Source organism: Geobacillus sp. WSUCF-018B (genome assembly GCF_002809985.1).
GTDB lineage: Bacteria > Bacillota > Bacilli > Bacillales > Anoxybacillaceae > Geobacillus > Geobacillus thermophilus.
Genome location: NZ_PIJF01000003.1, coordinates 34,034 through 56,520 on the forward strand (window position 1 = coordinate 34,034; position 22,487 = coordinate 56,520).

At 55.0% G+C, this 22,487-nt stretch carries 27 protein-coding genes; 23 read left to right on the top strand and 4 right to left on the bottom strand.

All coding sequences use genetic code 11. The annotated features are described in order from the left end of the window. The first annotated feature begins 47 nt into the window (after nucleotides 1-47). The gene (locus CV944_RS01805; protein WP_033010274.1) at nucleotides 48-341 is read left to right on the top strand and encodes an Asp23/Gls24 family envelope stress response protein; all 294 of its coding nucleotides are present in this window, start codon (nucleotides 48-50) and stop codon (nucleotides 339-341) included. A gap of 36 nt (nucleotides 342-377) precedes the next feature. On the opposite strand, the gene CV944_RS01810 is transcribed toward CV944_RS01805, so the two are convergent. After that, on the bottom strand, nucleotides 378-737 hold the full coding sequence (locus CV944_RS01810; RefSeq protein WP_033010273.1) for a YugN family protein: 360 nt from the start codon (nucleotides 735-737) through the stop codon (nucleotides 378-380). 175 nt (nucleotides 738-912) lie between these two features. On the opposite strand from CV944_RS01810, the gene CV944_RS01815 reads away from it, so the two are divergent. The 7 genes from CV944_RS01815 (at nucleotide 913) to CV944_RS01845 (ending at nucleotide 4,476) form a co-directional block, all read left to right on the top strand. Further along, on the top strand, nucleotides 913-1,338 hold the full coding sequence (locus CV944_RS01815; RefSeq protein WP_033010272.1) for a CBS domain-containing protein: 426 nt from the start codon (nucleotides 913-915) through the stop codon (nucleotides 1,336-1,338). 125 nt (nucleotides 1,339-1,463) lie between these two features. Beyond that, nucleotides 1,464-2,471, top strand: a complete 1,008-nt coding sequence (locus CV944_RS01820) for a CAP domain-containing protein (protein ID WP_033010282.1) — start codon at nucleotides 1,464-1,466, stop codon at nucleotides 2,469-2,471. Nucleotides 2,472-2,552: 81 nt separating this feature from the next. Then, nucleotides 2,553-2,936 carry a YlbD family protein gene (locus CV944_RS01825; protein ID WP_033010270.1) on the top strand — a complete coding sequence of 128 codons (384 nt, stop codon included), beginning with the start codon at nucleotides 2,553-2,555 and terminating at the stop codon, nucleotides 2,934-2,936. Nucleotides 2,937-2,948: 12 nt separating this feature from the next. Then, nucleotides 2,949-3,182 carry a YlbE-like family protein gene (locus tag CV944_RS01830; protein WP_033010269.1) on the top strand — a complete coding sequence of 78 codons (234 nt, stop codon included), beginning with the start codon at nucleotides 2,949-2,951 and terminating at the stop codon, nucleotides 3,180-3,182. 40 nt (nucleotides 3,183-3,222) lie between these two features. Beyond that, a complete protein-coding gene (locus CV944_RS01835; protein WP_033010268.1) occupies nucleotides 3,223-3,594 on the top strand; it encodes a hypothetical protein in 372 nt (123 codons plus the stop codon). A 147-nt stretch (nucleotides 3,595-3,741) separates the two neighbouring features. Next, nucleotides 3,742-4,188, top strand: a complete 447-nt coding sequence (locus CV944_RS01840; protein WP_033010267.1) for a YlbF/YmcA family competence regulator — start codon at nucleotides 3,742-3,744, stop codon at nucleotides 4,186-4,188. Between the two features lie 18 nt (nucleotides 4,189-4,206). Then, nucleotides 4,207-4,476: a YlbG family protein gene (locus CV944_RS01845; protein ID WP_044742663.1), complete on the top strand. Its 270-nt coding sequence runs from the start codon at nucleotides 4,207-4,209 to the stop codon at nucleotides 4,474-4,476. Nucleotides 4,477-4,513: 37 nt separating this feature from the next. On the opposite strand, the gene CV944_RS01850 is transcribed toward CV944_RS01845, so the two are convergent. Next, entirely contained in the window at nucleotides 4,514-4,903 is a 390-nt protein-coding gene (locus CV944_RS01850) for a DUF7147 family protein (protein ID WP_033010264.1), read from the bottom strand. 360 nt (nucleotides 4,904-5,263) lie between these two features. Between CV944_RS01850 and rsmD the strand changes: the two genes are divergently transcribed. Then, entirely contained in the window at nucleotides 5,264-5,872 is a 609-nt protein-coding gene (gene rsmD / locus CV944_RS01860) for a 16S rRNA (guanine(966)-N(2))-methyltransferase RsmD (protein WP_044742664.1), read from the top strand. After that, on the top strand, nucleotides 5,838-6,332 hold the full coding sequence (gene coaD / locus CV944_RS01865) for a pantetheine-phosphate adenylyltransferase (protein ID WP_033010262.1): 495 nt from the start codon (nucleotides 5,838-5,840) through the stop codon (nucleotides 6,330-6,332). The genes rsmD and coaD overlap by 35 nt, the downstream gene beginning before the upstream one ends. A gap of 139 nt (nucleotides 6,333-6,471) precedes the next feature. Here the strand turns inward: coaD and ylbJ are convergent, their stop codons facing one another. Beyond that, complete coding sequence (ylbJ, locus tag CV944_RS01870; protein WP_033010260.1) at nucleotides 6,472-7,707, bottom strand: sporulation integral membrane protein YlbJ; 1,236 nt, start codon at nucleotides 7,705-7,707, stop codon at nucleotides 6,472-6,474. 133 nt (nucleotides 7,708-7,840) lie between these two features. Between ylbJ and CV944_RS01875 the strand changes: the two genes are divergently transcribed. Continuing rightward, nucleotides 7,841-8,629 carry a patatin-like phospholipase family protein gene (locus CV944_RS01875; RefSeq protein ID WP_100659473.1) on the top strand — a complete coding sequence of 263 codons (789 nt, stop codon included), beginning with the start codon at nucleotides 7,841-7,843 and terminating at the stop codon, nucleotides 8,627-8,629. Further along, the gene (locus CV944_RS01880) at nucleotides 8,626-9,645 is read left to right on the top strand and encodes a SepM family pheromone-processing serine protease (RefSeq protein ID WP_044742629.1); all 1,020 of its coding nucleotides are present in this window, start codon (nucleotides 8,626-8,628) and stop codon (nucleotides 9,643-9,645) included. The genes CV944_RS01875 and CV944_RS01880 overlap by 4 nt, the downstream gene beginning before the upstream one ends. Here CV944_RS01880 and CV944_RS01885 read toward each other — a convergent pair. Next, nucleotides 9,618-10,838: a nucleotidyltransferase gene (locus CV944_RS01885; RefSeq protein WP_047818092.1), complete on the bottom strand. Its 1,221-nt coding sequence runs from the start codon at nucleotides 10,836-10,838 to the stop codon at nucleotides 9,618-9,620. The genes CV944_RS01880 and CV944_RS01885 overlap by 28 nt on opposite strands. Before the next feature lie 327 nt (nucleotides 10,839-11,165). On the opposite strand from CV944_RS01885, the gene CV944_RS01890 reads away from it, so the two are divergent. The 11 genes from CV944_RS01890 (at nucleotide 11,166) to CV944_RS01940 (ending at nucleotide 22,455) form a co-directional block, all read left to right on the top strand. Continuing rightward, complete coding sequence (locus CV944_RS01890; RefSeq protein ID WP_033010255.1) at nucleotides 11,166-11,714, top strand: YceD family protein; 549 nt, start codon at nucleotides 11,166-11,168, stop codon at nucleotides 11,712-11,714. 138 nt (nucleotides 11,715-11,852) lie between these two features. Next, the gene (gene rpmF / locus CV944_RS01895) at nucleotides 11,853-12,026 is read left to right on the top strand and encodes a 50S ribosomal protein L32 (protein ID WP_011230605.1); all 174 of its coding nucleotides are present in this window, start codon (nucleotides 11,853-11,855) and stop codon (nucleotides 12,024-12,026) included. Between the two features lie 157 nt (nucleotides 12,027-12,183). Next, a complete protein-coding gene (locus tag CV944_RS01900) occupies nucleotides 12,184-12,939 on the top strand; it encodes an enoyl-CoA hydratase/isomerase family protein (protein WP_033010253.1) in 756 nt (251 codons plus the stop codon). Between the two features lie 70 nt (nucleotides 12,940-13,009). Then, complete coding sequence (locus CV944_RS01905) at nucleotides 13,010-13,585, top strand: RsfA family transcriptional regulator (RefSeq protein WP_055358184.1); 576 nt, start codon at nucleotides 13,010-13,012, stop codon at nucleotides 13,583-13,585. Nucleotides 13,586-13,682: 97 nt separating this feature from the next. Then, nucleotides 13,683-14,573 carry a 2-dehydropantoate 2-reductase gene (locus CV944_RS01910; protein ID WP_100659530.1) on the top strand — a complete coding sequence of 297 codons (891 nt, stop codon included), beginning with the start codon at nucleotides 13,683-13,685 and terminating at the stop codon, nucleotides 14,571-14,573. Beyond that, nucleotides 14,566-14,952, top strand: coding sequence for a DUF3397 domain-containing protein (locus CV944_RS01915; RefSeq protein ID WP_033010250.1), 387 nt, complete (start codon nucleotides 14,566-14,568; stop codon nucleotides 14,950-14,952). Before CV944_RS01910 ends, CV944_RS01915 begins: the two co-directional genes overlap by 8 nt. A gap of 73 nt (nucleotides 14,953-15,025) precedes the next feature. Continuing rightward, nucleotides 15,026-16,654 (top strand): bacillithiol biosynthesis cysteine-adding enzyme BshC, encoded by a 1,629-nt coding sequence (gene bshC / locus CV944_RS01920; RefSeq protein WP_100659529.1) that lies wholly within the window; start codon nucleotides 15,026-15,028, stop codon nucleotides 16,652-16,654. Nucleotides 16,655-16,913: 259 nt separating this feature from the next. Then, a complete protein-coding gene (rsmH, locus tag CV944_RS01925) occupies nucleotides 16,914-17,855 on the top strand; it encodes a 16S rRNA (cytosine(1402)-N(4))-methyltransferase RsmH (protein ID WP_033011333.1) in 942 nt (313 codons plus the stop codon). Between the two features lie 34 nt (nucleotides 17,856-17,889). Beyond that, nucleotides 17,890-18,246, top strand: a complete 357-nt coding sequence (gene ftsL, locus CV944_RS01930) for a cell division protein FtsL (protein WP_033011332.1) — start codon at nucleotides 17,890-17,892, stop codon at nucleotides 18,244-18,246. A 6-nt stretch (nucleotides 18,247-18,252) separates the two neighbouring features. Further along, nucleotides 18,253-20,448 carry a penicillin-binding protein gene (locus CV944_RS01935; RefSeq protein ID WP_100659528.1) on the top strand — a complete coding sequence of 732 codons (2,196 nt, stop codon included), beginning with the start codon at nucleotides 18,253-18,255 and terminating at the stop codon, nucleotides 20,446-20,448. Nucleotides 20,449-20,520: 72 nt separating this feature from the next. Continuing rightward, a complete protein-coding gene (locus CV944_RS01940) occupies nucleotides 20,521-22,455 on the top strand; it encodes a stage V sporulation protein D (protein ID WP_044742633.1) in 1,935 nt (644 codons plus the stop codon). The last annotated feature ends 32 nt before the right edge of the window (nucleotides 22,456-22,487 follow it).

Below are 22,487 nucleotides of genomic sequence, written 5' to 3' on the forward strand. Positions count from 1 at the left end.
ATCGCATAACATAACAAAAATAGCTCATACGCTGCGGGGGGAGTGCGGTGAAGACGTCCCGGCATCGGAAGCGGAGCGCCGTAGAAGCGACGCTGTTGACGATTGTCATGATGTGTGTGCGGGAATGGGAAGACGTTGTAATGGACGATTGCGAAATATTTGTAGCTGTTTCACAAGAGGACCGCTGCCGCATCAGCGTGAAGCTATCCGTCCGGTATGGGGCGTCGGTGCTCGCGGTTTGCCGGCAGCTGCAGCAGCAAATTGCCGAGGAGATCGCCGCGATGACGCCATACAGCGCCGAGTCGGTCGATGTGACGGTCAAACGGCTTGTCGCGACGTAAAAACGCATGAGAAAAGAGCTCTCATGCGTTTTTTCTTTACTCTTTCGTCTTTTCAATTTCGCGTTTGACTTGCTCCAATACTTTTTGGCATTGGCCGACAAGGGAAGATGGAAAATGCTCATCTTCGCCATATTCAACGCCATGCGGATAGTAATGTTTCCCTAAAATCGGTGTGAGCAGTTTAATGAGTGCATAGCGCGAGTCGACATCCCCTTCGATCGCGTACCCTTGAACACGCAAATAGTATGTTCCCTCTTTAATCACGTATTTCCGGTCGTATGTGACCCGTTCGTAATCCCACTGCGCCGCGCGTACAAAACCGTGGCGCGCCATGATGTCATCAAGGCGGGACAGTTCAACCGTTTGATTTTCAAGACCGCTATTGTCAAATTTCATGTTTCTTCCTCCTAACAACGCAGGTATGTAAAGTGCCAAAAAGGAAATCGTCCCCTCATTTATAATAGTACGAAAACGGTTTGCATTTCAACGAATTGTTTGCCATTATTTCCGTTTTGCTTGCATTTTTTCTCGCTGCCGGATGCACAATAAAAGCAGAAAGGAGAGACGGACAATGCAAACGGTGCGGGACATCATGTCGACGGATGTGCAATATTGCACCCCGCTTGACAACATGTATGAAGTGGCTGTAAAAATGCGTGAATTTAATGTTGGCGCCATTCCGATCGTCGATCAAGGCCGCCTCGTCGGAATGATTACGGACCGCGATTTAGTCGTGCGCGGCATCGCGGAAAAACATCCGGGTTCAACGGCGGTGACCGAAGTGATGAGCCGCGAGCTGGTGACGGTGTCGCCGGACGATTCCGTGCAAAAAGCGGCGGACATCATGGCGCGCCATCAAATTCGCCGTCTCCCGGTCGTTGAAGGCGGCCGTTTAGTCGGCATCGTTGCCCTCGGCGACTTGGCGACGAACCGTTATTCGGATGAGAGCGCCGGCCGTGCGCTGAGCGAGATTTCTGAACAACATCGCGTCCATTGACTGAATACGGACAGACATTGTTTCTTGAAGGGAAGGGCGGTCTTTTTGGACGCCCCCTTTTTTTGCCTGTGAAAAACGGCTATAATGGCAATAAGGAGATTGTTGCAGAAAGCGGGAGTTGCCGTGTGAAATGGTTTTTTCTTTTTTTGTTCTTATTGATCGGGTTTTACTATTTTGTGCCGAGTCCGCCGCCGCAAAGCCCTCCGGAGCAGCCCAAAACAAATGGATACACGCTGAAAGAACCGAAAGCAACCGCCGGCGTCGCTGCGTTGATCGGCCGGCCGGCGCAAGAGGCGAAAAAGCAGTTCGGCGCGCCGGATCGAATTGATCCGTCAGCTTATGGCTACGATTGGTGGGTGTACAGCCGCCGCCCTGAATCGTATTTCCAAATCGGGGTGCTTGGCGGCAAAATCGTCACGGCTTTAGTCGGCGGGGAAAAGGTGAACGTCGAGCCGTTTGCGATTGGCCAGCGTCTGCAGACGATTTTCCAAACGATGCCCGTCCTGTCCAACATTAAGATTACACTAAGCAGCGGGACGTACCGGTTTGAGCTGTCGGAACAAGATTATTCCTCAAGACCGGTCGTTAAAGTGGGAGAGGCGTATGCCCAGCTGTACATCGACCGGTTTACCGGCCGTGTGGCCGCTGTTCGCCTCATGGACGCAGAAACGTTTGTGAAACTGCGGCCGTATGAGCTTGTGTACCGCGGCCGCCTGCCCGCGGCTGCCCCGTTGTCAGAGAAAGAACAGCGGCAGGTCGATGCGGCCAATGCGAAGCAAATTTTTGACTGGACGAACTTGATCCGCCGCCGTCATGAGCTTCCCCCCCTTGTCTGGGACAGCAAAGCCGCCATGGCTGCCGCCAAGCATAGCCAGGATATGCATGACCACCAGTTCTTCTCCCATGAATCGCCGCAATACGGCGATTTATCCAAACGGCTTGGCGCCTTGGGCGTTTCATTTCAGCTCGCTGGGGAAAATATTGCCGCTCATCAAGTAGATGGCGTCGAGGCGACGGTTGGGTGGCTGAACAGCCAAAAGCACCGGGAAATTATGCTGAATGCGGAATTTACCCACCTTGGCGTCGGCGTTTATGCCGATTATTATACGCAAAATTTCCTGACGCCGCTATGAAAATTTGGGCGCACCTTTGCCTGCTGGGCGCGATATGATATGGCAGATAGGCATGAGTGGATGAAAGGGATGAAAACGGTTATGGCCAAGCCTCTGCATCCTTCCGTTGAACAGTTCAAACAGTTTGTCAAAAAACACCCGAAACTCATTCAAGAGGTGCGCAGCGGCAAAAAGACGTGGAAGCAAGTGTATGAGGACTGGTACTTGTTCGGAGAGGATGACGACATATGGGAACCGTACCGAGACGCAGGCGGCAAGGAGAAAAGAGAGGAAAAGGGAGCAAGCAAATGGCTTGATAAGCTCGCGGCGATGCTTGGACAGCTTGACGCGGCAGAAGTGCAAAAACACTTGGCAAGCGTCCAACAGGCCCTCGCTGCGATCCAGGGCATTCTGTCTGAATTTCAAGGAGCCAGTCCGCAACGGCCCAACAAAGAGGAGCATCCGTTTTCGTTTCGCCAAGACTAAAGGGTGGTAGCAATGAGAAGAGATGTATGGCAATATGTGCAGGCAAACCCGATGTTGCGCGCGTTTGTGCGTGAACAGCCGCGCTGGTACCGGCTGCTCGCTCGCCGTCCGCACGAGCTGTCGGCGCTCCAGTTGGCCGCCTTGCGCCATTACGGGCAGACGATCCCCGATAAAGTAGAAAAAATTTCCCAATCGTTGCAGATGGCCTCTCTCATGTGGCAAATGTTTAAAGCGCTGCGCGACTAATTTGGCGGCAAACGGCAAAGACTAGCTCTGAAAGGGAGTGATGCCTTTGCCGAAATGGCTTGTATGGTTCGGGTGTGTGGTGCTGTTATGGGCGTATGCCGGCGGACGGCCGGAGACGGCAGCGGCCGCTGTTCATGCGCCGACAGCGAATCACCCATGGCATGTCAAATATGAAGTGAAAGGGCATGACGTGCTCGTGGAATGTTTGGCCGCGCAATTTCCGTTTCGCAAAGGAGAGGGGGGCGGCCATATCAACGTGTATCTCAATGGACAGAAAATGACGGAAGTGTATACGGCCGCCTTTATCGTGCGCGGCCTGCCAAGCGGAAAGCATATGATCCGCCTTGAGCTCGTCTATAACGATGGAAAGATGACCGGCATGATGCATGAATTTGAAGTGACGATCCCGTAAAGCTCGACAGGAGACAAGGCTATCCGGCAGAGTCTCTTTCTGCCTTCGGATAGTCTTTTTTTTTGCGCTCTTCTTTTCCTTCATGATCTCCTCCCTTTCCATTTTCCTTTTATTCATGGTATGATGAAAGATGGAGGTGCTATATTTGTGAGGATCGCTACTCTCGAGCGCATCGAGATTTTGGATAAAGCAGAATCGTTGGCGAAAATGGTTGTCGAGTCGGAGGTGGCGGATGAATACCGCCGCGCGTTTCGGCGGCTCAAACAAGACCGCCGCGCTCAGCAGCTGATCGCCCGTTTCGTCAAGCTGAAAGAGCGGTATGAGGAGGTGCAGCGCTTCGGCAAATACCATCCCGATTACCGCAACGTGATGAAAGAAGTGCGTGAGGCGAAACGGGAGCTTGATTTGCATGAGACGGTGGCCGCCTTTAAAGAGTCGGAAAAAGCGCTGCAACAGCTGCTTGATGACATTAGCGTGTTGATCGGCAAGGCTGTCTCGGAACATGTCAAAGTGCCGACCGGGAACCCGTACTTCCTGTCAGCCGGCTGTTCCGGCGGCTGCAGATCCGGCGGAGGCTGCGGCTGCCGAGCATAGAAAAAAGGGGAAAGGACTATGTTTCCAAAACGGCAAGGGATTATCGTTTGGCTTCATTCATTGAAATACGGGAAGCAGCTGCGCAAATTCGGCAACATTCACTATATTTCAAAGCGGCTGAAATATGCCGTTCTGTACTGCGACATGGAGCAAGTCGACCATGTGATGAAAAAACTGGCGGCGCTCCCGTTCGTCAAACGCGTTGAGCCGTCGTATCGTCCGTTTTTAAAGCTGGAGTTTGAATCGAAAGGGGAGAAAGAGAAAGACTCCCCGTATTCGCTTGGATGAAAGAAAAGAGCGGGCCTTAGCCCTGCTCTTTTTTTGGCTATTGGAGCGGCGGGATGAAGCGGTTCATTCGCATAATGCCGATTAAGTGCTGATAATATAAGTCGAGTTCCGCGAACATCGTTGACGGCTTGACGTCGAGATGGATGACGCCAAAGCCAAGCTCTTTCGCGGTTTCCGCAAACAAATCGTACCGTTTGTTCGGTTTGACGGAGGGATCGGGAACACCTTCACGGCAAATGTAAAGCGGTTGAAAGTCGCCCGGGTCGGTTGGGTGGAGCACAACAACCAAGGAGACGACCGCCTGGCCTTTTTTCACCGTATGGAAAGCAAAAAAGCCGGATAAACGGTGGCGGTTGGCGCGCGCCAGCTCCATCAGCTCATATATATCGGAATAGCCTTCGCCAAGTTCGATAAAACGCTGGATCATGTACGGTCCTCCTTGCGATCATCGTCCATTCATAACTTTACCGGTCCATTGCAGAAATTGCAATCAAAAAAAAAACCTTGCGGACAAACGGATCCGCAAGGCCCTTTCCAATTCCTTGCCTCCGCGCGGGGCGGAACAGGGAACGGAAAGAAAAAGAAAAGGGAGAGGAGAAACCGGAGGAAGAACTTATGGGGAAACGTAAGTCTTCTCCGTCATTGGCAACAACGCCATCTACGGTGTTGCCATTACTCATTATGGACGGTTTTCTGATTTCTATACACGCGGCTATGAAAAATTCTCAAGTTTGACTATAATAAACATGATAAGACGACCATGAAAACAACGAATTAGGTGAACGCAATGAGAGTCATTTCCGGAACATGCAAAGGCCGGCATCTGCAAGCGGTTCCAGGATTGTCGACGCGGCCGACGACCGACAAGGTGAAAGAAGCGGTTTTTAATATGATCGGCCCGTATTTCGCCGGCGGCATCGGCCTCGATTTGTTCGCCGGCAGCGGCGGCTTGGGCATCGAAGCGCTCAGCCGCGGGCTTGAGCGCGTCATTTTCGTCGATCATGACGGAAAGGCCGTGCAGACGGTCCGAAAAAACGTTGCCGCCTGTGGACTTGAGCGCCGGGCGGAAATTTACCGCAACGACGCCGAGCGGGCGTTGAGGGCGGTGGCGAAGCGAGGCCTGCGCTTTTCCGTCATCTTTCTCGATCCTCCGTACAAGGAGAAAAAGTGGCCGGCGCTGTTATCGTTTATCGCCAGCCACGATTTGTTGGAGGACGATGGCGTTGTCGTTGCCGAACATTTGGCTGAGGCCGAGCTGCCGGAAGAAGTCGGCCGCTTGAAGCAGTGGAAGCGGGAAACATACGGCATCACCGGCGTCACTATTTACCGCCGGACTGACGAACAGAAAGGGGACGAACGCGATGGCGAGCATTGCCGTTTGCCCGGGGAGCTTTGATCCGGTGACATACGGGCATTTGGATATTATCAAACGGGGGGCAAAAGTATTTGACAAAGTTTATGTGGCGGTGTTAAACAATTCCTCGAAAAAGCCGCTGTTTACGGTTGAGGAGCGGATGGAGCTGCTGCGCGAGGTGACGCGGACGCTAGAAAACGTGCATGTCGAATCGTTTCACGGCCTGCTTGTCGACTATGCCCGCAGCAAAAACGCCAACGCCATTTTGCGCGGTTTGCGCGCGGTGTCTGACTTCGAGTATGAAATGCAAATTACATCGATGAACCGCGTCTTGGACGAGAACATTGAAACGTTTTTTATGATGACGAACAGCCAGTATGCGTTTTTGAGTTCAAGCATCGTCAAGGAGGTCGCTAAATATAACGGCGACATCTCCGAACTTGTGCCGCCGGTTGTCGAGGCGGCCCTGAAGCGGAAATTCGCCTCGATGGCCGCCGATTGACGGCTAGGAAAAGGCTGTTCTGTCCAAGGGCGGAACCGATCCGCCGATCCCTTATTTTGCCGGCGGAGAAGCGGGATGCAAAAGCATCGAGAGCCGCCCCGGCGGCCGGATGGCGCCGCGGGGCCGGCAGCGCGGGCAGTCACAAGCGTCCGCGCGTTTTGTTGCTTGCGTTGGCGGCGAGCCATATATAAAGGCACAGAAACAGCATCGTGGCCAGCGGCCCATAGTGCTGCAGCCATTGCCATCTTTCGTGCCAGACGCTCTCTGCGGCGGCGTGCCAAAACACCGGAATGTTGCCGGTTTCGTTGCCTGCCGCCCGAAGGTACAACGGCTCCCAAAGCAAATATGTAAATGAAGCCGCAAAAACTCCATGCAGAAAACGGGCGATGAAAAACGGTTGAAAGCGGATGTTGGCCTCAGCGAGAATGCTGGCCACTTGCGCTTGAACGGAAAAGCCACCGAAAGCCAAGACGAAGCTGACGGCCACCGCCTTTTCCAGCAGCTCGGCTTCATCTGTCTGGCTGATCATTTGGCTGCCGAGCGTAATTTCAAACAACCCGGAAAAAATCGGAATATCAAGCTGCTCCGGAAGCTGGACGAGCCGGAGCAGCTGGCGCAGCAAGGGGGCGAGCTGTTCGGTCAAGTGCATCATATACAACAATTGGTTGACGACGGAAAAGAGAATAATAAAGCCGCCGATCATCAACAACGTTTGAACGGAAGAGCGGACGGCATCGCCGAGCAGCTTGCCAAGCGGCTGTTCATTCTTCAGCCGCGTTTTGTGGAGCGTGCGCAGCGCATACGGGAGCGAAAATGAGCGCGGCCGCCGCTTCGGCTGCCCCCGTTCTTTCCGGATGCCGTGAAAGCGCATCACTAGTCCGACGGCAATGTTCCCTAAATAATGGGAGGCGGCCAGCAACAAACCAAGCTGCGGATTGTTAAAAAACCCAGCTGAAACAGCCCCAAATATAAATAGCGGGTTGGAAGAATTGGTGAACGAAGAGAGCCGCTCGGCCTCGATGGTCGACAGTTGTTTTTCTTGATACAGGCGGGCGGTCAGCTTCGCCCCCGACGGGTAGCCGGATGCCATCCCCATCGCCCAGGCAAACCCGCCGACGCCTGGGACGCGAAAAAGCGGGCGCATCAGCGGCTCCAGCAAGACGCCGAGAAAGCTAACGACGCCAAAGCTGATGAGCAGCTCCGAGACAATGAAAAACGGCAGGAGCGACGGGAACACGACTTCCCACCACATATTTAACCCGCGAATGGATGCTTGGAGCGACTGTTTTGGATAACAAATGAGCGAAAAGGCGAATAACGTCACAGCGGAAGCGAGCAGCGCCGTTTTCAGTTTCGCTCCCCAGTTTCGCTTCAATGTTCTCCCCCCCTTTTTTTTGCCGTGCGGCCTTGCGCGGTACAACCTCATATAACCTAATATACGAGCATAGGGGGGCGGTTTAGACCATAAGATGAAAGCGAGGGAGCGCCGCAGCAAAGGGGGGAGAATCGTGCCGCCGAAGATCGGATTGGCGCTCGGGTCAGGGGGCGCGCGCGGATTTGCTCACCTCGGCGTATTGAAAGTGCTGGAGGAGGAAGGAATCCCTATTTCTTATTTGGCCGGCAGCAGCATCGGCGCGCTTGTGGCTGTCCTTTATGCGAGCGGCCACGGCCTCAGCCGCCTTTATCGGCTCGCCAAGTCGTTCCGGCGCAACGATTTTCTCGATTGGACGGTGCCGAAAATGGGGCTGATCGCCGGTGAGCGCATCACCGAATTCATTCGTTTGTTGACGAAAGGGAGGCGGATTGAAGAGCTTTCTCCGCCGGTGGCGGTCATCGCCGCTGATTTGCAGACGGGGGAAAAAGTCGTGTTTCGGCAAGGGGATGCGGCCCAGGCTGTGCGGGCGAGCATCTCGATCCCCGGCATTTTTGTGCCCGCGGCGGTGGACGGGCGGCTGCTTGTTGATGGCGGTGTCGTGGACCGCGTGCCGGTATCGGTCGTTCGGGCGATGGGGGCTGATCTTGTCATCGCGGTCGATGTCGCCCCGTTGAACAAAGAGGCGGAAATTGCCTCGATTGTGGATGTCATTTGGCAGAGCCTTGATATTTTGCAAGCCGAGCTCGTCGCCCATCGGGAACTCGCCTCGGACGTGATGATCCGGCCGCGCGTAGAGCAATACAGCTCGCGGGCGTTCACCCATATCGAAGACATTATTGCCCGCGGCGAAGAGGAAGCGCGGAAACAAGCCGGGGCGATCCGCCAAGCGATTGAACAGTGGAAGGAGCCAAAGCACCAATGAAGAAACGGACGTATATAGCGGCGTTTTTCTTTGGCGCCGTCCTTGCCGTTTTGCTTATTTTTATGAAATTGCCGTATTACGTGACGATGCCGGGAAGCGCGCAAAAGTTAACGCCGCTTGTTCATGTCGAGCACGGCGACCGCGATGCGGGGGCGTTCATGTTGACGACGGTCCGCATGGGGCGGGCGAACGTCATCGCGTACTTGCTCGCCCATATCCGCCCGTTTTATGAGCTGCATCCGGTTGAAGAGATTAAACAGGAAGGGGAAAGCGACAAAGAATATACGATGCGTCAGCTAGAACTGATGGAACAGTCAAAGGAAGCGGCGATTGTCGTCGCTTACCGGCACGCTGGAAAGCCGGTTTCATATGAGCCGAAAGGTGTGTATGTGATGAACGTTCTCCCTGACATGCCGGCGGAGGGACGCTTGCAGGCCGGCGACCGCCTCGCCGCGGTCGACGGCCGGCCGTTGACAACGTCGGAGCAAATCATCGACTACATTCGGAAGAAAAAAGAGGGAGACCGCGTCCGCATCGCGTTTGTCCGCGAGGGGGAGCGGCGGGAGGTCGAGCTCCGGCTGAAGCCGTTCCCGCACCATCCAAACCAAATCGGCCTTGGGGTGACGCTCATGACCGATTATGACGTCCGCACCGACCCGCCGGTTGACGTTGACTCGGAACAGATCGGCGGTCCGTCGGCGGGGCTGATGTTTTCGCTTGAAATTTACAATCAGCTCGTTGAAGAAGATATGACGAAAGGCCATAACATTGCCGGCACCGGAACGATCGACATTCATGGGCAAGTCGGCCCGATCGGCGGTGTTTCACAAAAAGTCGTGGCCGCTGACCGCGCGGGCGCGGAAGTGTTTTTCGCTCCGAATGAACATGGCTCCCCGTCATCGAACTACCGGGAGGCGGTGCAGACCGCGAAAAAAATCGGGACGAACATGAAAATCGTCCCGGTCGATACGTTTGAAGATGCGATCCGTTATTTGCGCTCCATGCCGGAAGCGTAAATGGGGGTCGTTGCGTATTCTTCTTTGAGCGCGGCGCTGTACAGCGGCTCAGGAAGGGCGGCTGCATAGACGGCGGCCGCCCTTTTTTCTTGCTCGTAAAGCGGATCGCCGTTCAATTTAGCCGCTTTCGTAATCAGCGGCAGCGCCAGCTCTTTTTTCACCCGCTGCAAGTAGCGGCGGCCGGTTTCGCTCATGCCGAGCAGCCTGATGTATGTGGGATCGGATGTCTTCGTTTGTTCTTCCTTTGTGAAGTTGGTCAGCACGTGCGCGCACATTCGCTGCAGCCTTGTCCACGTGTACCGTTTCGTTTTGACGGCGGCGATGAAAGAAGCGAACGTTTCGGCAACGGTAATTTTTTCCTTTAACCGGTGCTCCACGCCTTCCTCGATTCCGGCCGTGCGGCGCAGTTCCTCCTTGGTTGCCGTCAGCAGCCGATACTTCAAGAGCGGAAAATACGCTTCCCAATCATGCCAGCGCCCATACGTTTGCCGATATTGGCGCAGCTGCTCGAGCGTCGTTGGAGGGACGTATGGCGCAATCGACGCAAGCTGCCCAGTTTGTCGCAGCGTCTTTCGCACGCTTGTGGCGCTGGCGATCGATGGATGGGAAAACGACTCGTCATGATAGCCAGCGGCGAGGCGGGGAATCGTGCGCGGCATGATGGAGAGCTTGTGCCGCCAAATGGCTTTCACGTAGGCTAATCCGAGCACGTTGTTTGGCTGCGCCAAATCAAGCGGGACGGAGCGGAGCTGATCCCACGCCTTGGCATTCGCTTTCGGAAAGCTTTGCCCACGCTGAAGTTCGGCGCGGACGAGGGCGTCAAACTCCTCTTTTTGCGCAAACAACGTCTTCGCGGCGGCTAAAAAAGCAGCAATGTCGCCGGATTCGCTCCCAAAGCAAAGCTCTTCGCAGCCGAGGGCATCGAGCAGCCGCACCGCTCCATCGGCAAATCGCTCCGCCGCCTGAACGGCGAAGGCATATGGCAGTTCAATGACGAGATCGACGCCGGCTGCCAGCGCCATTTTGGCCCGCGCCCATTTTGAAACAATGGCCGGCTCGCCGCGTTGCAGAAAATTTCCGCTCATGACGGCGACGAGGCAGTCCGCTCCTGTCTTTTCACGCGTCTCTTGCAAGTGATATCGATGGCCGTTATGAAATGGATTGTACTCGACGATCACGCCAACAGCTTTCATGGCCGCTTCCCCCCATGGAACGGACGTCGCTCGGCGCTGAAACGATGGCTCGTCATAAGCGCACCTCCTGTCTCTCATCTAGTATGGAACATGCGGCGGCAAAGATCAACCTAGGAAGGGCGTCGTGATGTTGTCGTCCGGTTTTGGCGGAACGCGTCGAGCCGCCGGAGGCATATGTGCATGCAAGTAACAGGATTTAGAAATAATGGAAGTATGCCTTTCCTGTTGCCTCTTCTTTTTTCAGGCGTCCGGATGGTTGTAAAGAAAAAACATTGACAAAAATAGAAACGGAACGTATAATTTTACTCGTTGCCTTGAGGTGATTGTATGAAATGGACGGTTCAACAGCTTCGCCGTTTTCAGCACAAGGAAATGGCGATTGACGAGACGGTTGACGTGTCTGATTTGAAACAAATCGACACGTTGATCCGCGATATTTCGCTTGTCCGCGTTCAAGGGAAAGCGGACGTCGGTTCGACAAAGTTTACATTTCATTTGACGCTGTCAGGAACGATGGTATTGCCGTGTTCGCGGACGCTCGTGGACGTGACACACCCGTTTTCCATCAAGACGACGGAAACGTTTTTTGTTGATGGCGGCGACGTCGCTGAAACGGATGAAGACACCCATATCGTAACTGGAAACACGGTTGATTTAAACCCAATTATTCGCGAGCTCATCCTGCTTGAAATCCCGTTGCAGCTCATCGCCGACAACCCGGGGGCTGACGGGGCGCCGCAACACGGGGAAGGATGGGACGTTCTCACGGAAGAACAATGGGAAAAAACGCTGGAAGAGCGGGCGGCGAACAAGGTCGACCCTCGTCTGGCAGGATTGGCTAAGTTTTTTGATGGAACGAAAGAAACTGATGGCTGACCGGCGTTGCCGGCCGATGGCGCCGACCAGAACGCGCACCGTCCGGCAGCTGCCTTGCCTGCCGGCGGACTGCCTTGAACAAGCGGCTGCCCGTCGGCAGCGATACGCTGAATGTGCCGGACAAGGAGGTGGAAAACGATGGCAGTACCTTTTAGAAGAACATCGAAAACGAGAAAACGACTGCGCCGTACACACTTTAAACTGCAAGTGCCGGGCATGGTGCAATGCCCGAACTGCGGCGAATGGAAATTGGCGCACCGCGTCTGCAAAGCATGCGGTACGTACAAAGGAAGAGATGTCGTCAACAAATAATGGCCGACATCAAGCGACAGGCTGTCCGAAAAGCGGGCAGCCTTTTTTATTGGCAGTGAACAATCGACAACGTACGTCCACGCGTTTGTTTTTTTCGCTGCTGGCAGGAAAAAGGGGGGACGATGACCAATTGTCATAAAATAAAGGAGGAGTGCTGATGGAAGCGATGATGGAGCAGCGTGACGGCGTCGCCTTGTTTACGATTTGCCGTCCCGAAAAACGGAATGCAGTCAATTTTGCAGTGATGGAGGCGCTTGAGGGAGCGCTGAGCGAGGCGGAAGCGGATGAGCGGGTCAAAATATTTGCCATCACGGGCGCTGGCGATGAGGCTTTTTGCTCGGGCGGCGATTTACACGAGTTCGGGCCTTTGCGCGGCGCTGAGGCGAAACAGATGCTGACGCGCATGGGGGAGGTGCTCTACCGGCTGCTGACGTTTCCGAAACCGACGGCCGCGCTCGTCAATGGCGCCGCGATGGGAGGGGGCTGCGAGCTGGCGACGGCCTGCGATTTCCGTTTTGTCAAAGAAGGAAGCCGAATCGGGTTCATTCAAGGGCGGCTCGGCATCACAACCGGCTGGGGCGGCGCCTCGATGCTGTTCGGCAAACTGCCGTACGCGCGGGCCCTCGATCTATTGCTGCGCGCTGAACCGATGACAGCGGAAGATATGGAAGCGTGCGGGTGGGCTGATGCGGTCTTGGCGGCTGACCACTGGCGCGAGCAATGGCAGGCGCGGCTCGCCCTTTATGCCGCGCGGTCGCTCGCTGTTTTAGAAGCCTATAAGGCGGCAGCGGGCGAAAAATGGCGAACAGCTTGGTTTCGTGAGCAATTTTTCGCTGAAATCGACCGCTGCGCCGCACTATGGGGGTCGGTTGAACATGAACAGGCGTTGCGTCCTTTTTTTCGCAAACAGTAATTTTTTCCTTCTACTGTTTCTATTAGCCGCATACATATAATGACAAAGCGGCGATGAGGAGGGAAGGGAGATGACCGGAGTACGCCAGGACGCTTGGACGAAAGAGGAAGATGAACTGTTGGCCAACGTTGTGCTTCAATATATTCGCGAGGGCGGCACCCAGCTAGAAGCGTTTGCTGAGGTGGGGCGGCGCTTGTCGCGGACAGCGGCAGCGTGCGGGTTCCGCTGGAATTCGTACGTTCGCAAGCAGTATAAAGAGGAAATTGAACAGGCAAAGCAAGAACGGAAAACGCGAAAAAAAGAGGCGGCATCGGTAAAAGAAGGCGGGGGACAAACGGAGATGGAAGCGGCAGCAGAGAGCAAACTGTCATGGACGGAAGTGCTCGCTTTTTTGCAAGCGGAAGGGCAAAAAGCGCGCGACGCCCGGCGGACAGCGGATGAAAATCGGGCGTTAAAAAACGATATGGAGCAGCTGCAACAAATGGTGACAAAGCTGCAAATGGAAAAGGAAGCGTTGCAAAAGCAGCTGGCGGCCGTCCAAGAGGAGTATAAAACGTTGCTCGCCATTATGGAGCGGGCGCGGAAAATAGTGGCGGGCGCCGAAAAACAAACGGAGCCGGCGGCTGAGCGCGTCGGGGAAGGATAAAAGCTGGCCTTTGGGCCGGCTTTTTTTTCTTAACGGATGACGGGGACATTTGCTAAAATAAGGCTAACGCAATTTGGCGGGAAGGCGGGGGAGACATGTGAACATTGGCATTGTCGGCGGCGGGGCGGTCGGCCTGCTTCTTGCCGCTTATCTCGGGCGGCGCCATAAGGTCACGGTGTATACAAGGCGCTTGTCTCAGGCGAGGCAGCTTGCTGAATGCGGCGTCGCCCTGAAAAAAGAAGGAAAAACAACGGAGACTGCCGTTCAAGCAAGGCCGTTTGCCGGGACGGAACTCATTGAGCCGCTTGTGTTTGTGACGGTTAAACAATATGATGTGGCGGATGTCTGCTCCCAGCGTGATTCGTTCCGCCGCGTCGGCACGATTGTTTTTTTGCAAAACGGGATGAGCCATCTCGAACAGCTGTCTGTTTTTGCTGACAAAAACATCGTCGTCGGCGTTGTGGAGCACGGCGCGTTCAAGCTTGACGATCGGACGGTTGCGCACACAGGCGCCGGCAAACTGACGCTTGCCCCCTTCTATGGGTCGCCTGCTGCGGCCGCCGGGCTGGCTAGAGATCGAGAGTTTCCCATTGAATGGGCGGACGATTGGGAGCGCATTCTTGTCGACAAACTTGTCGTCAATGCGGTCATCAACCCGTTGACGGCGCTGTTGCAAGTGAAAAACGGCGAGCTTCTTGAGGTGGCGCCGTATCGGGACATGATGGCGCAGCTGTTTGATGAAGTGCGGCGGGTGTTGCCGCTTCGTGACGTCGGACGGGCGTGGGAGCGGATCGTTCATATATGCCGGAACACGGCGGACAATTATTCGTCGATGTATATGGATGTGGCAAACGGGCGTCGGACGGAAATTGACGCCATTTTAGGCTATGTGCTGAAGCAAGGGGAAGCGCGCGGCGTTGCGTTGCCGCTCGTCCGCTTTGTGTATTGCGCGCTGAAAGGGAAGGAAGGGGGGAGCCGCGATGGGTGACTGGCTCGCGCCGGTGTTGGCGACATTCGTCACACTGCCGCTGCTGCTGTTTTGGCTCGTCTATGCGGCCATGCGCCTGTTTGGCGGGCGGAAACGGGCGGCGTTTTACGCGGCGGTCAACGCGGCGACCGCATTTTTCATCGCCGCCGTCTATTTTTTGCTTGCCGTGCTGTTCGGAAAGTCATATTTTGTCCATCTTCTTCTCTTTTTGCTCGGATTGCACGCCGCCATCGCACTCGGCTACTGGCGGAAAAAGGCGGATTTTCACCTGGCGGCGGTGTTTCGTCTATTTTGGCGGGCCAGTTTTCTCATTTTTGCGTCCCTTTACGCCGGCCTGCTCGTCTATGGCATGATGGCGCGCATCGCTGCCGTCCTTTGAGCAATCATTTTTTCCTCTTGGCGCCGAACGTGCTATACTCATGAAAGAATACATAAGAAAGGGAGTTTTCGCCATGGAGGTTCACGAAATTCCGCTGCCGGCGGCGACAAAGCTGGCGGCCGATTACATAACCGGCGCGTTTCCGGCTGAGAAAGGGTTTGACTACGTTTGGGCTGATGATCAGGCGTTTCGCCGCCGGTTGTCTCATTTGCAAAAACGGACATACGACCGGAGCGGGCTTGCCGATTATTTAGACGCCTATCACCGTCGGTTCTCGGCAAGCAGGGCGACGATGCACAATATCGACAAGCTGCGGCAGGAGAACAGCGTCGTTGTTGTCGGCGGACAGCAAGCCGGGCTGTTGACCGGTCCGCTTTATACGATCTATAAAATCATCACCATCATCCAGCTCGCCAAAGAACAGGAACGGAAGCTTGGCGTGCCGGTCGTGCCGCTGTTTTGGATCGCCGGCGAGGATCATGACATCGCGGAAATCGACCATGTGTATGTGGTAGAGGGCGGCGAAGTGAGGAAAGCGCTATATCCGCACAAGCGGAAGGAAAGGCGGATGGCAGCCGACGTCCCGCTTGATCATGAGCTTGCCGGCGCGTGGATCGAACGTGTCGTGAAAACGTACGGGGAGACGGACGCGACGAACGAACTGCTTTCCTTTCTCAAGACATGTTTGGATGAGGCGCGCACGTTTGTCGACTTTTTTGCGGCGATTGTCTTGCGCCTGTTTGCTGCTGACGGATTGGTTGTCTTGAATGCCGGCGATGCGGCGGTGCGCCTTCTTGAGCGCCGTTTTTTCGCCGCGCTCATTGACCGCCATCGCAGCGTGACATCGGCCGTGTTGGCGCAGCAAGAGGCGCTGCGCGCGCTCGGGTATGCGCCGCTCATTGAGATAGCGCCCAACGCGGCCAACTTGTTTTATTACAACGGCCATGAGCGCCTGCTTTTGCACTATGACGAAGAGCGCGGCGCGTTCCGCGACAAGGCCGGGCATATCGTCTTTGCGAAACAGCAGCTGCTTGAGCTTGCCGAGACGAAGCCGCACTGTTTAAGCAACAATGTTGTCACTCGTCCGCTTATGCAAGAGTATTTGCTGCCGACGCTCGCTTTTGTCGCCGGCCCGGGAGAAATCGCCTATTGGGCGGAGTTGAAGGAGGCGTTTTCGCTGTTCGGATTCGAAATGCCGCCGGTGGCGCCGCGCCTGCAGGCGACGATCGTCGGCCGTTCGCTGCAAACCGATCTCGCTGATCTCGGTCTCGAAGCCGCCGACGTATTGGCCGGGCGGCTCGAAGCGGCCAAGGAGCGATGGCGGAAGGAGACGGCTGAAGTTCCGCTTGCCAAGGCGTTTGAGAAAGCGAAAGCCGACATCGAGGCGGCGCATCAGCCGCTGCGCGCGCTTGGCATGGAGATTGACCGCGGATTGGAAGGATTGGTGGCGAAAAATGCTGCCATCATTCAGTCACAAATCGAGTTTCTTCAGCAAACGTTGGAGCGGGCGCTTTTGCGCAAACATGAGACGACATGGCGCAAGTTTTGGCGCGTCGAAACGGCGCTGCGGCCGAACGGAGCGCCTCAGGAACGGGTTTGGAACGTGTTTTACTACGTGAATCGTTACGGATTTGATTTTGTAAAAAAACTTTCGCTGATCGACGCCCCTGGAAACGGAATGCATAAAATTGTATATATATAAAGCTTTTTCAAAGAAAAAGTCGAAAAGAAAAATCCTGTTTCGAGCAGGATTTTTTTTTTGTGGAATGAAATAGTAACAAAACAATCGCCACAGGTTTGGAAATAAAAGTAAAAGGAGGTTGGAACTAATGGCTCCATCTGGGGATGTCCGACAAAAATAAACAAAAAGGGACGTTTTTTTACAAAAAAAGCTAAAATTTTGTCCGTCTTTGCGATATAATAAGGAAGCAGCGTTTGGAAGCAGCAAAGGTGGTGGACATGTGTTTGAACATACAACGGTGCTGTTAAAAGAAGCGGTTGACGGACTGAACATCCGCCCGGACGGCGTCTATGTCGATTGTACGTTGGGCGGCGGCGGTCATAGCGACTATTTGCTTTCCCGCCTCTCAAAGCGCGGAAAGCTGTTTGCCTTTGATCAAGACGAAACCGCCATTTCGTATGCGCGTGAACGGCTCGCCCGTTATGGCCAGCAAGTGCAGTTTGTGCACCGCAACTTCCGGTTTTTGCAAGAGGAGCTTTCCGCCCGCGGCGTCGCTGCCGTCGACGGCGTGCTGTTTGATTTGGGCGTTTCATCGCCGCAGCTCGATGAGCCGGAGCGCGGCTTCAGCTACCAGCACGACGCGCCGCTTGACATGAGGATGGACCGCAAGCAGCAGCTGACGGCGGCGGAGATCGTCAACCGTTGGCCATATGAGGAGCTTGTGCGCATTTTTTTCCGGTACGGCGAAGAAAAATTTTCAAAGCAAGTGGCGCGCAAAATCGAGGAGGTGCGGCGCGAGAAGCCGATTGAAACGACCGGGGAGCTCGTTGAGGTCATTAAGGAGGCGATTCCAGCGCCGGCGCGCCGCAGCGGCGGACATCCGGCCAAACGCATTTTCCAGGCGCTCCGCATCGCAGTCAACGATGAGCTCGAGGCGTTTCGCGAAGCGCTTGAGCAGGCGATTGACTTGTTGGCGCCGGGAGGACGGGTGAGCGTCATTACGTTTCATTCGCTCGAAGACCGCATTTGCAAGGAGACGTTTAAAAAAGCAAGCGAGAACCCGCCATTGCCTCCAGGGCTTCCAGTTCCCCCCAATGACTACCGCCCTGTGTTGAAAATTATTACAAAAAAACCGGTCGTTCCTTCTGCTGAAGAGGTGGAACGGAACCGCCGCGCCCGTTCAGCCAAACTCCGCATTGCTGAAAAACTGCCGCGCGGCTGAGAAAATAGGTGAGGAGAAACAGGAGGGAAACGCTGTGAACCATTTGGCAGTCAAAGTAGCACGCGAACAAAAGCATCCGGCCGCGCCGCCGAGCCAGAAGCCGCAGCGAAAACGGCGCCTTCGGCTGACGCTGGCTGAGAAGCTGTTGATCGTTTCGTTTTTGCTGTTTGTCTTTTACGCGGCGGTCCATACCGTCTCAACCCAAGTGCAAATTTATGAGCTTAATAAAGATGTCCAAAAGTTGGAATCGGCCATTGATGAACAAAAGAAAGAAAATAATGACTTGTACGTCGAAGTGCAGCGGCTGAGCGCGTACGAGCGCATTTTGCAAAAGGCGAAAGAGCTCGGTTTGTCGCTCAACGAAAACCACGTCAAAGTCGTACAGGACTGATGGGCGATGGAGGCAAAAAAGCATCGCAACACCCATCGCGGGGCGTTTATTTTGTTTTGCGTGTTCAGCTTTGCCTTTTTTCTTTTGTTTGCCCGCTTTGTGCAAGTGCAGTGGACGGGAAAAGCGGAAGGCGAAGCGCTGGCGGAGATCGCGCAGCAGCAGCATAAGCAGACGCGCACGATTGAAGCGAAACGCGGGACGATTTTTGACCGCAACGGCGCCATTTTAGCCCAAGACGTGCCGTCGTATACAGTCGCCGCCATTGTGGACCCGGATGATCCGCGCCGTGTCGCCGATCCAGAGGAAACAGCGGAAAAGCTCGCTCCGCTGCTTGGCATGGACGTCGAGCAAATGGAGCGCATTTTGACCAAAAAGGCGAAACAAGTCGAGTTCGGCTCCTATGGCCGCAATATCAGCTTCGAGCTGAAGCGGAAAATTGAAGCGCTCCATTTGCCGGGCATCATCTTTACCCGCGACACTGCCCGGTTTTACCCGAATGGCGTGTTCGCCTCGCACGTCATCGGCTACGCGCAAAAAAATGCGAAAAACGAAACGGTCGGCAAAATGGGAGTAGAAAAATCGCTTGACCGTTATTTGCGCGAAAAAGACGGCTATGTGTCGTTTGCCAGCGATGCGAAGGGGTTCCGTCTGCCGGAGGCGAGAGAGCGCACGATTGCAAAGCCGGACAACGGCGCGAACGTGTATTTAACGATTGACGCGAAAATCCAGACGTTTTTGGAAGACGCCATGAACGGCGTAGAAAAGCAGTACAAGCCGAAAAAGATCATCGCCATCGTGGCTGATCCGAAAACAGGAAAAATTTTAGCGATGGCGACTCGCCCGAGTTTTGACCCGAACAAACGCGATATTGCGAACTTTTTAAATGACGCTATTTCCTACCCGTATGAGCCGGGGTCGACGATGAAGGTGTTTACGCTTGCTGCCGCCATTAATGAAGGAGTGTACAACGGCAATGAAACGTACCGTTCCGGCTCATACAAAGTCGGGCCGAACACCATCCGCGACCATAACGATGTCGGTTGGGGGACGATTACGTTCAATGAAGGGGTGCAGCGCTCTTCGAACGTCGCTTTTTCCATTTTGGTGAAAGAAAAGCTCGGGGAAGACCGGTTTTTGCAGTATTTGCATCGTTTCCATTTCGATCAGAAAACGGGCATTGATTTGCCGAATGAGGCGATAGGGCAAATTCGTTACCGTTATCCGATCGAACGGATTACGACCGGGTTCGGGCAAGGGACGTCAGTGACCCCGATTCAGCAAATCCAGGCGGCGACAGCGATCGCCAACGACGGAAAAATGATGAAGCCGTACGTCATTGAAAAGGTGGTCGATCCAGACAGCGGCAAAGTCGTTCTCGACCACGAGCCGACTGTCGTCGGTGAACCGATTACGGCTGAAACGGCGCGGAAGGTTCGGGAAATTTTGGAAACGGTTGTCACCTCAGAGCACGGCACCGGCCGCCCGTACCAAATTGACGGCTACCGCGTCGCCGGCAAAACGGGGACGGCGCAAATTCCATCCGCTTCCGGCGGCTATTTGACCGGACGGGAAAATTATATTTTCTCGTTTTTAGGCATGGCGCCGGCGGATGATCCGCGCCTTCTCATGTATGTAGCTGTTCAGCAGCCGCGGTTGGATGTGACGGAAACCGGAGCGGCGCCTGTTTCGCAAATTTTTACAACGGTGATGAAAAGCAGCCTGCAATATTTGCATATTGAACCGAGCAAAGAAAAATCGGTGGAAACGAAACTAGCGGCGCAACGCGCGCTCGATTCGCTGGTCGGCGAGGCGGCCGTCACGGCGGCGGAGCAGTTGAAGAAAAACGGCTATGTGCCGGTCGTCATCGGCACCGGCCGGTACGTTGAGCGGCAGCTTCCGCGCGGCGGAGATCGTCTTCTTCCCGGCGAGCGGGTCGTGTTGAAAACGGATGGAGCGGCGACGATGCCGGACTTGCGCGGGTTTTCGCTGCGGGACGCCATGAAAGTGGCTCATATACTCGGCCTGCGGCCAAGCACGAAAGGAACCGGCTATGTCGTCAGCCAAAACATCCGCCCGGGAGCGCGAGTGCGGCAAGGGGATTATTTGATCGTCGAACTGGCTCCGCCGCGCCAGTGGGAAGAAACGGCGGCAAAGAAAGAACAAGAGGCGGCTGAACGGAAAGAGGCCGGGCCTCACGAGTGATTTTTTGCCGTTCTATAACGGGGCGTACAAGCATATAGTGGAACGAGCCCATCATGAAGGAGGTTCCGCCATATGCGCGTATCGTACGTGACCGTGCGCAAACGGTTGACGATCGTCTTTTTGATCGGCGTTTTGGTTTTTGCCATTATCGATCTCCGTCTCGGCTATGTCCAATTTTGGCTCGGCGATCTATTAGCGGAACGGGCGAAAGGGCTGTGGGGTCGGAACATCCCATTTGAGCCGAAGCGCGGCGAAATTTTGGACCGCAACGGCGTCCCGCTGGCGACGAATATGAGCGCGCCGACGGTGTATGTCATCCCGCGGCAAGTGAAAAATCCGGCGGAAGCGGCAGAAAAGCTGGCGGCGGTTTTGGGCGCTTCGGTCGAATCCGTTTATAAACAAATGACAAAAAACACCTCGATCGTCCGCTTGAAAGAAGGGCGGAAAATTTCCGACGAGAAAGCGGCGGACGTGCGCGCGCTCGATTTGGACGGGGTGTACATTGCTGAAGACACGAAGCGCTACTATCCGTTTGGCAGCTACTTATCGCATGTGCTTGGCTTTACTGGCATTGACAACCAAGGGCTCACAGGGCTTGAACTGTATTATGACAAAGAACTGAGCGGAGAACGCGGTTCGGTGCAGTTTTACTCCGATGCAAAAGGGCGGCGCATGCCCGATATGGCGGATGACTATACGCCGCCGACCGACGGCTTGAACTTGGTGCTCACGATTGACTCACGCATTCAGACGATCATAGAGCGGGAGCTCGATATTGCTGAGGCGAAATACAATCCAGACGGCATCATCGCCATTGCCATGAACCCGAATACGGGGGAAATTTTGGCGATGGCGAGCCGGCCGACGTTTGACCCGGCCGATTACCGCAGCGTCCCTCCGGAAATTTACAACCGCAATTTGCCGATTTGGAGCACGTATGAACCGGGGTCGACGTTTAAAATCATTACGTTGGCTGCAGCGCTTGAGGAGCATAAAGTCAACCTCCTTAAAGACCACTTCTTTGATCCGGGCTACGCTAAAGTGGCCGGCGCTACGCTCCGCTGCTGGAAAAAGGGCGGCCATGGGGAGCAAACGTTTTTGGAAGTCGTACAAAACTCGTGCAACCCGGGATTTGTCGCTTTGGGGGAGCGGCTCGGAAAGGAAACGCTGTTTCGTTATATTAAGCAGTTTGGCTTCGGTGAGAAAACCGGCATTGACCTGCAAGGGGAAGGGACTGGCATTTTGTTTGACTTAAAGCGGGTCGGGCCGGTCGAATTGGCGACGACCGCGTTCGGCCAAGGGGTGTCGGTGACGCCGATCCAGCAAGTCGCCGCCGTATCGGCCGCGATCAACGGCGGCACTCTATACACCCCGTACATCGCCAAAGAATGGGTCGACCCGGAAACAGGGGAAGTCGTACGCCGCAATACACCAAAGGCGAAACGGCGCGTCATTTCCGAGGAAACGTCGAAACAAGTCCGCTATGCGCTTGAGAGCGTTGTCGCCCAAGGCACAGGGAAAAAGGCGTATGTCGAAGGCTACCGCGTCGGCGGGAAAACCGGAACGGCGCAAAAAGCGCAAGGCGGCCGCTATTTGCAAAACAACCATATCGTGTCGTTCATCGGTTTTGCGCCGGCGGACGACCCGCAGCTCGTCGTGTACGTCGCTGTTGACAATCCGAAAGGCACGGTCCAATTCGGCGGCACGGTTGCGGCGCCGATCGTTGGCAAGGTCATAGAAGACAGCCTGCGGGTGATGGGCGTGAAGCCGCGCAAAGACCAACTTGAGAAGGAACGGGGCTGGGATGAGCCGAGAGTCATTGAGGTGCCGAATTTGATCGGACTGACAAAAAAAGATTTGCAAGAACAGTTTTTTGACTTAAAATTAGATGTTAGTGGCGAGGGCGATGTCATCGTCGAACAATCGCCGGAGCCCGGGGTGAAAGTAAAAGAAGGCTCGACGATTCGCATTTATTTGGCGAAACGCGAAGCGGCAGAGGAGCGGTAAACGATCTTGCAAGGGGCGGCCGATGCGATGAC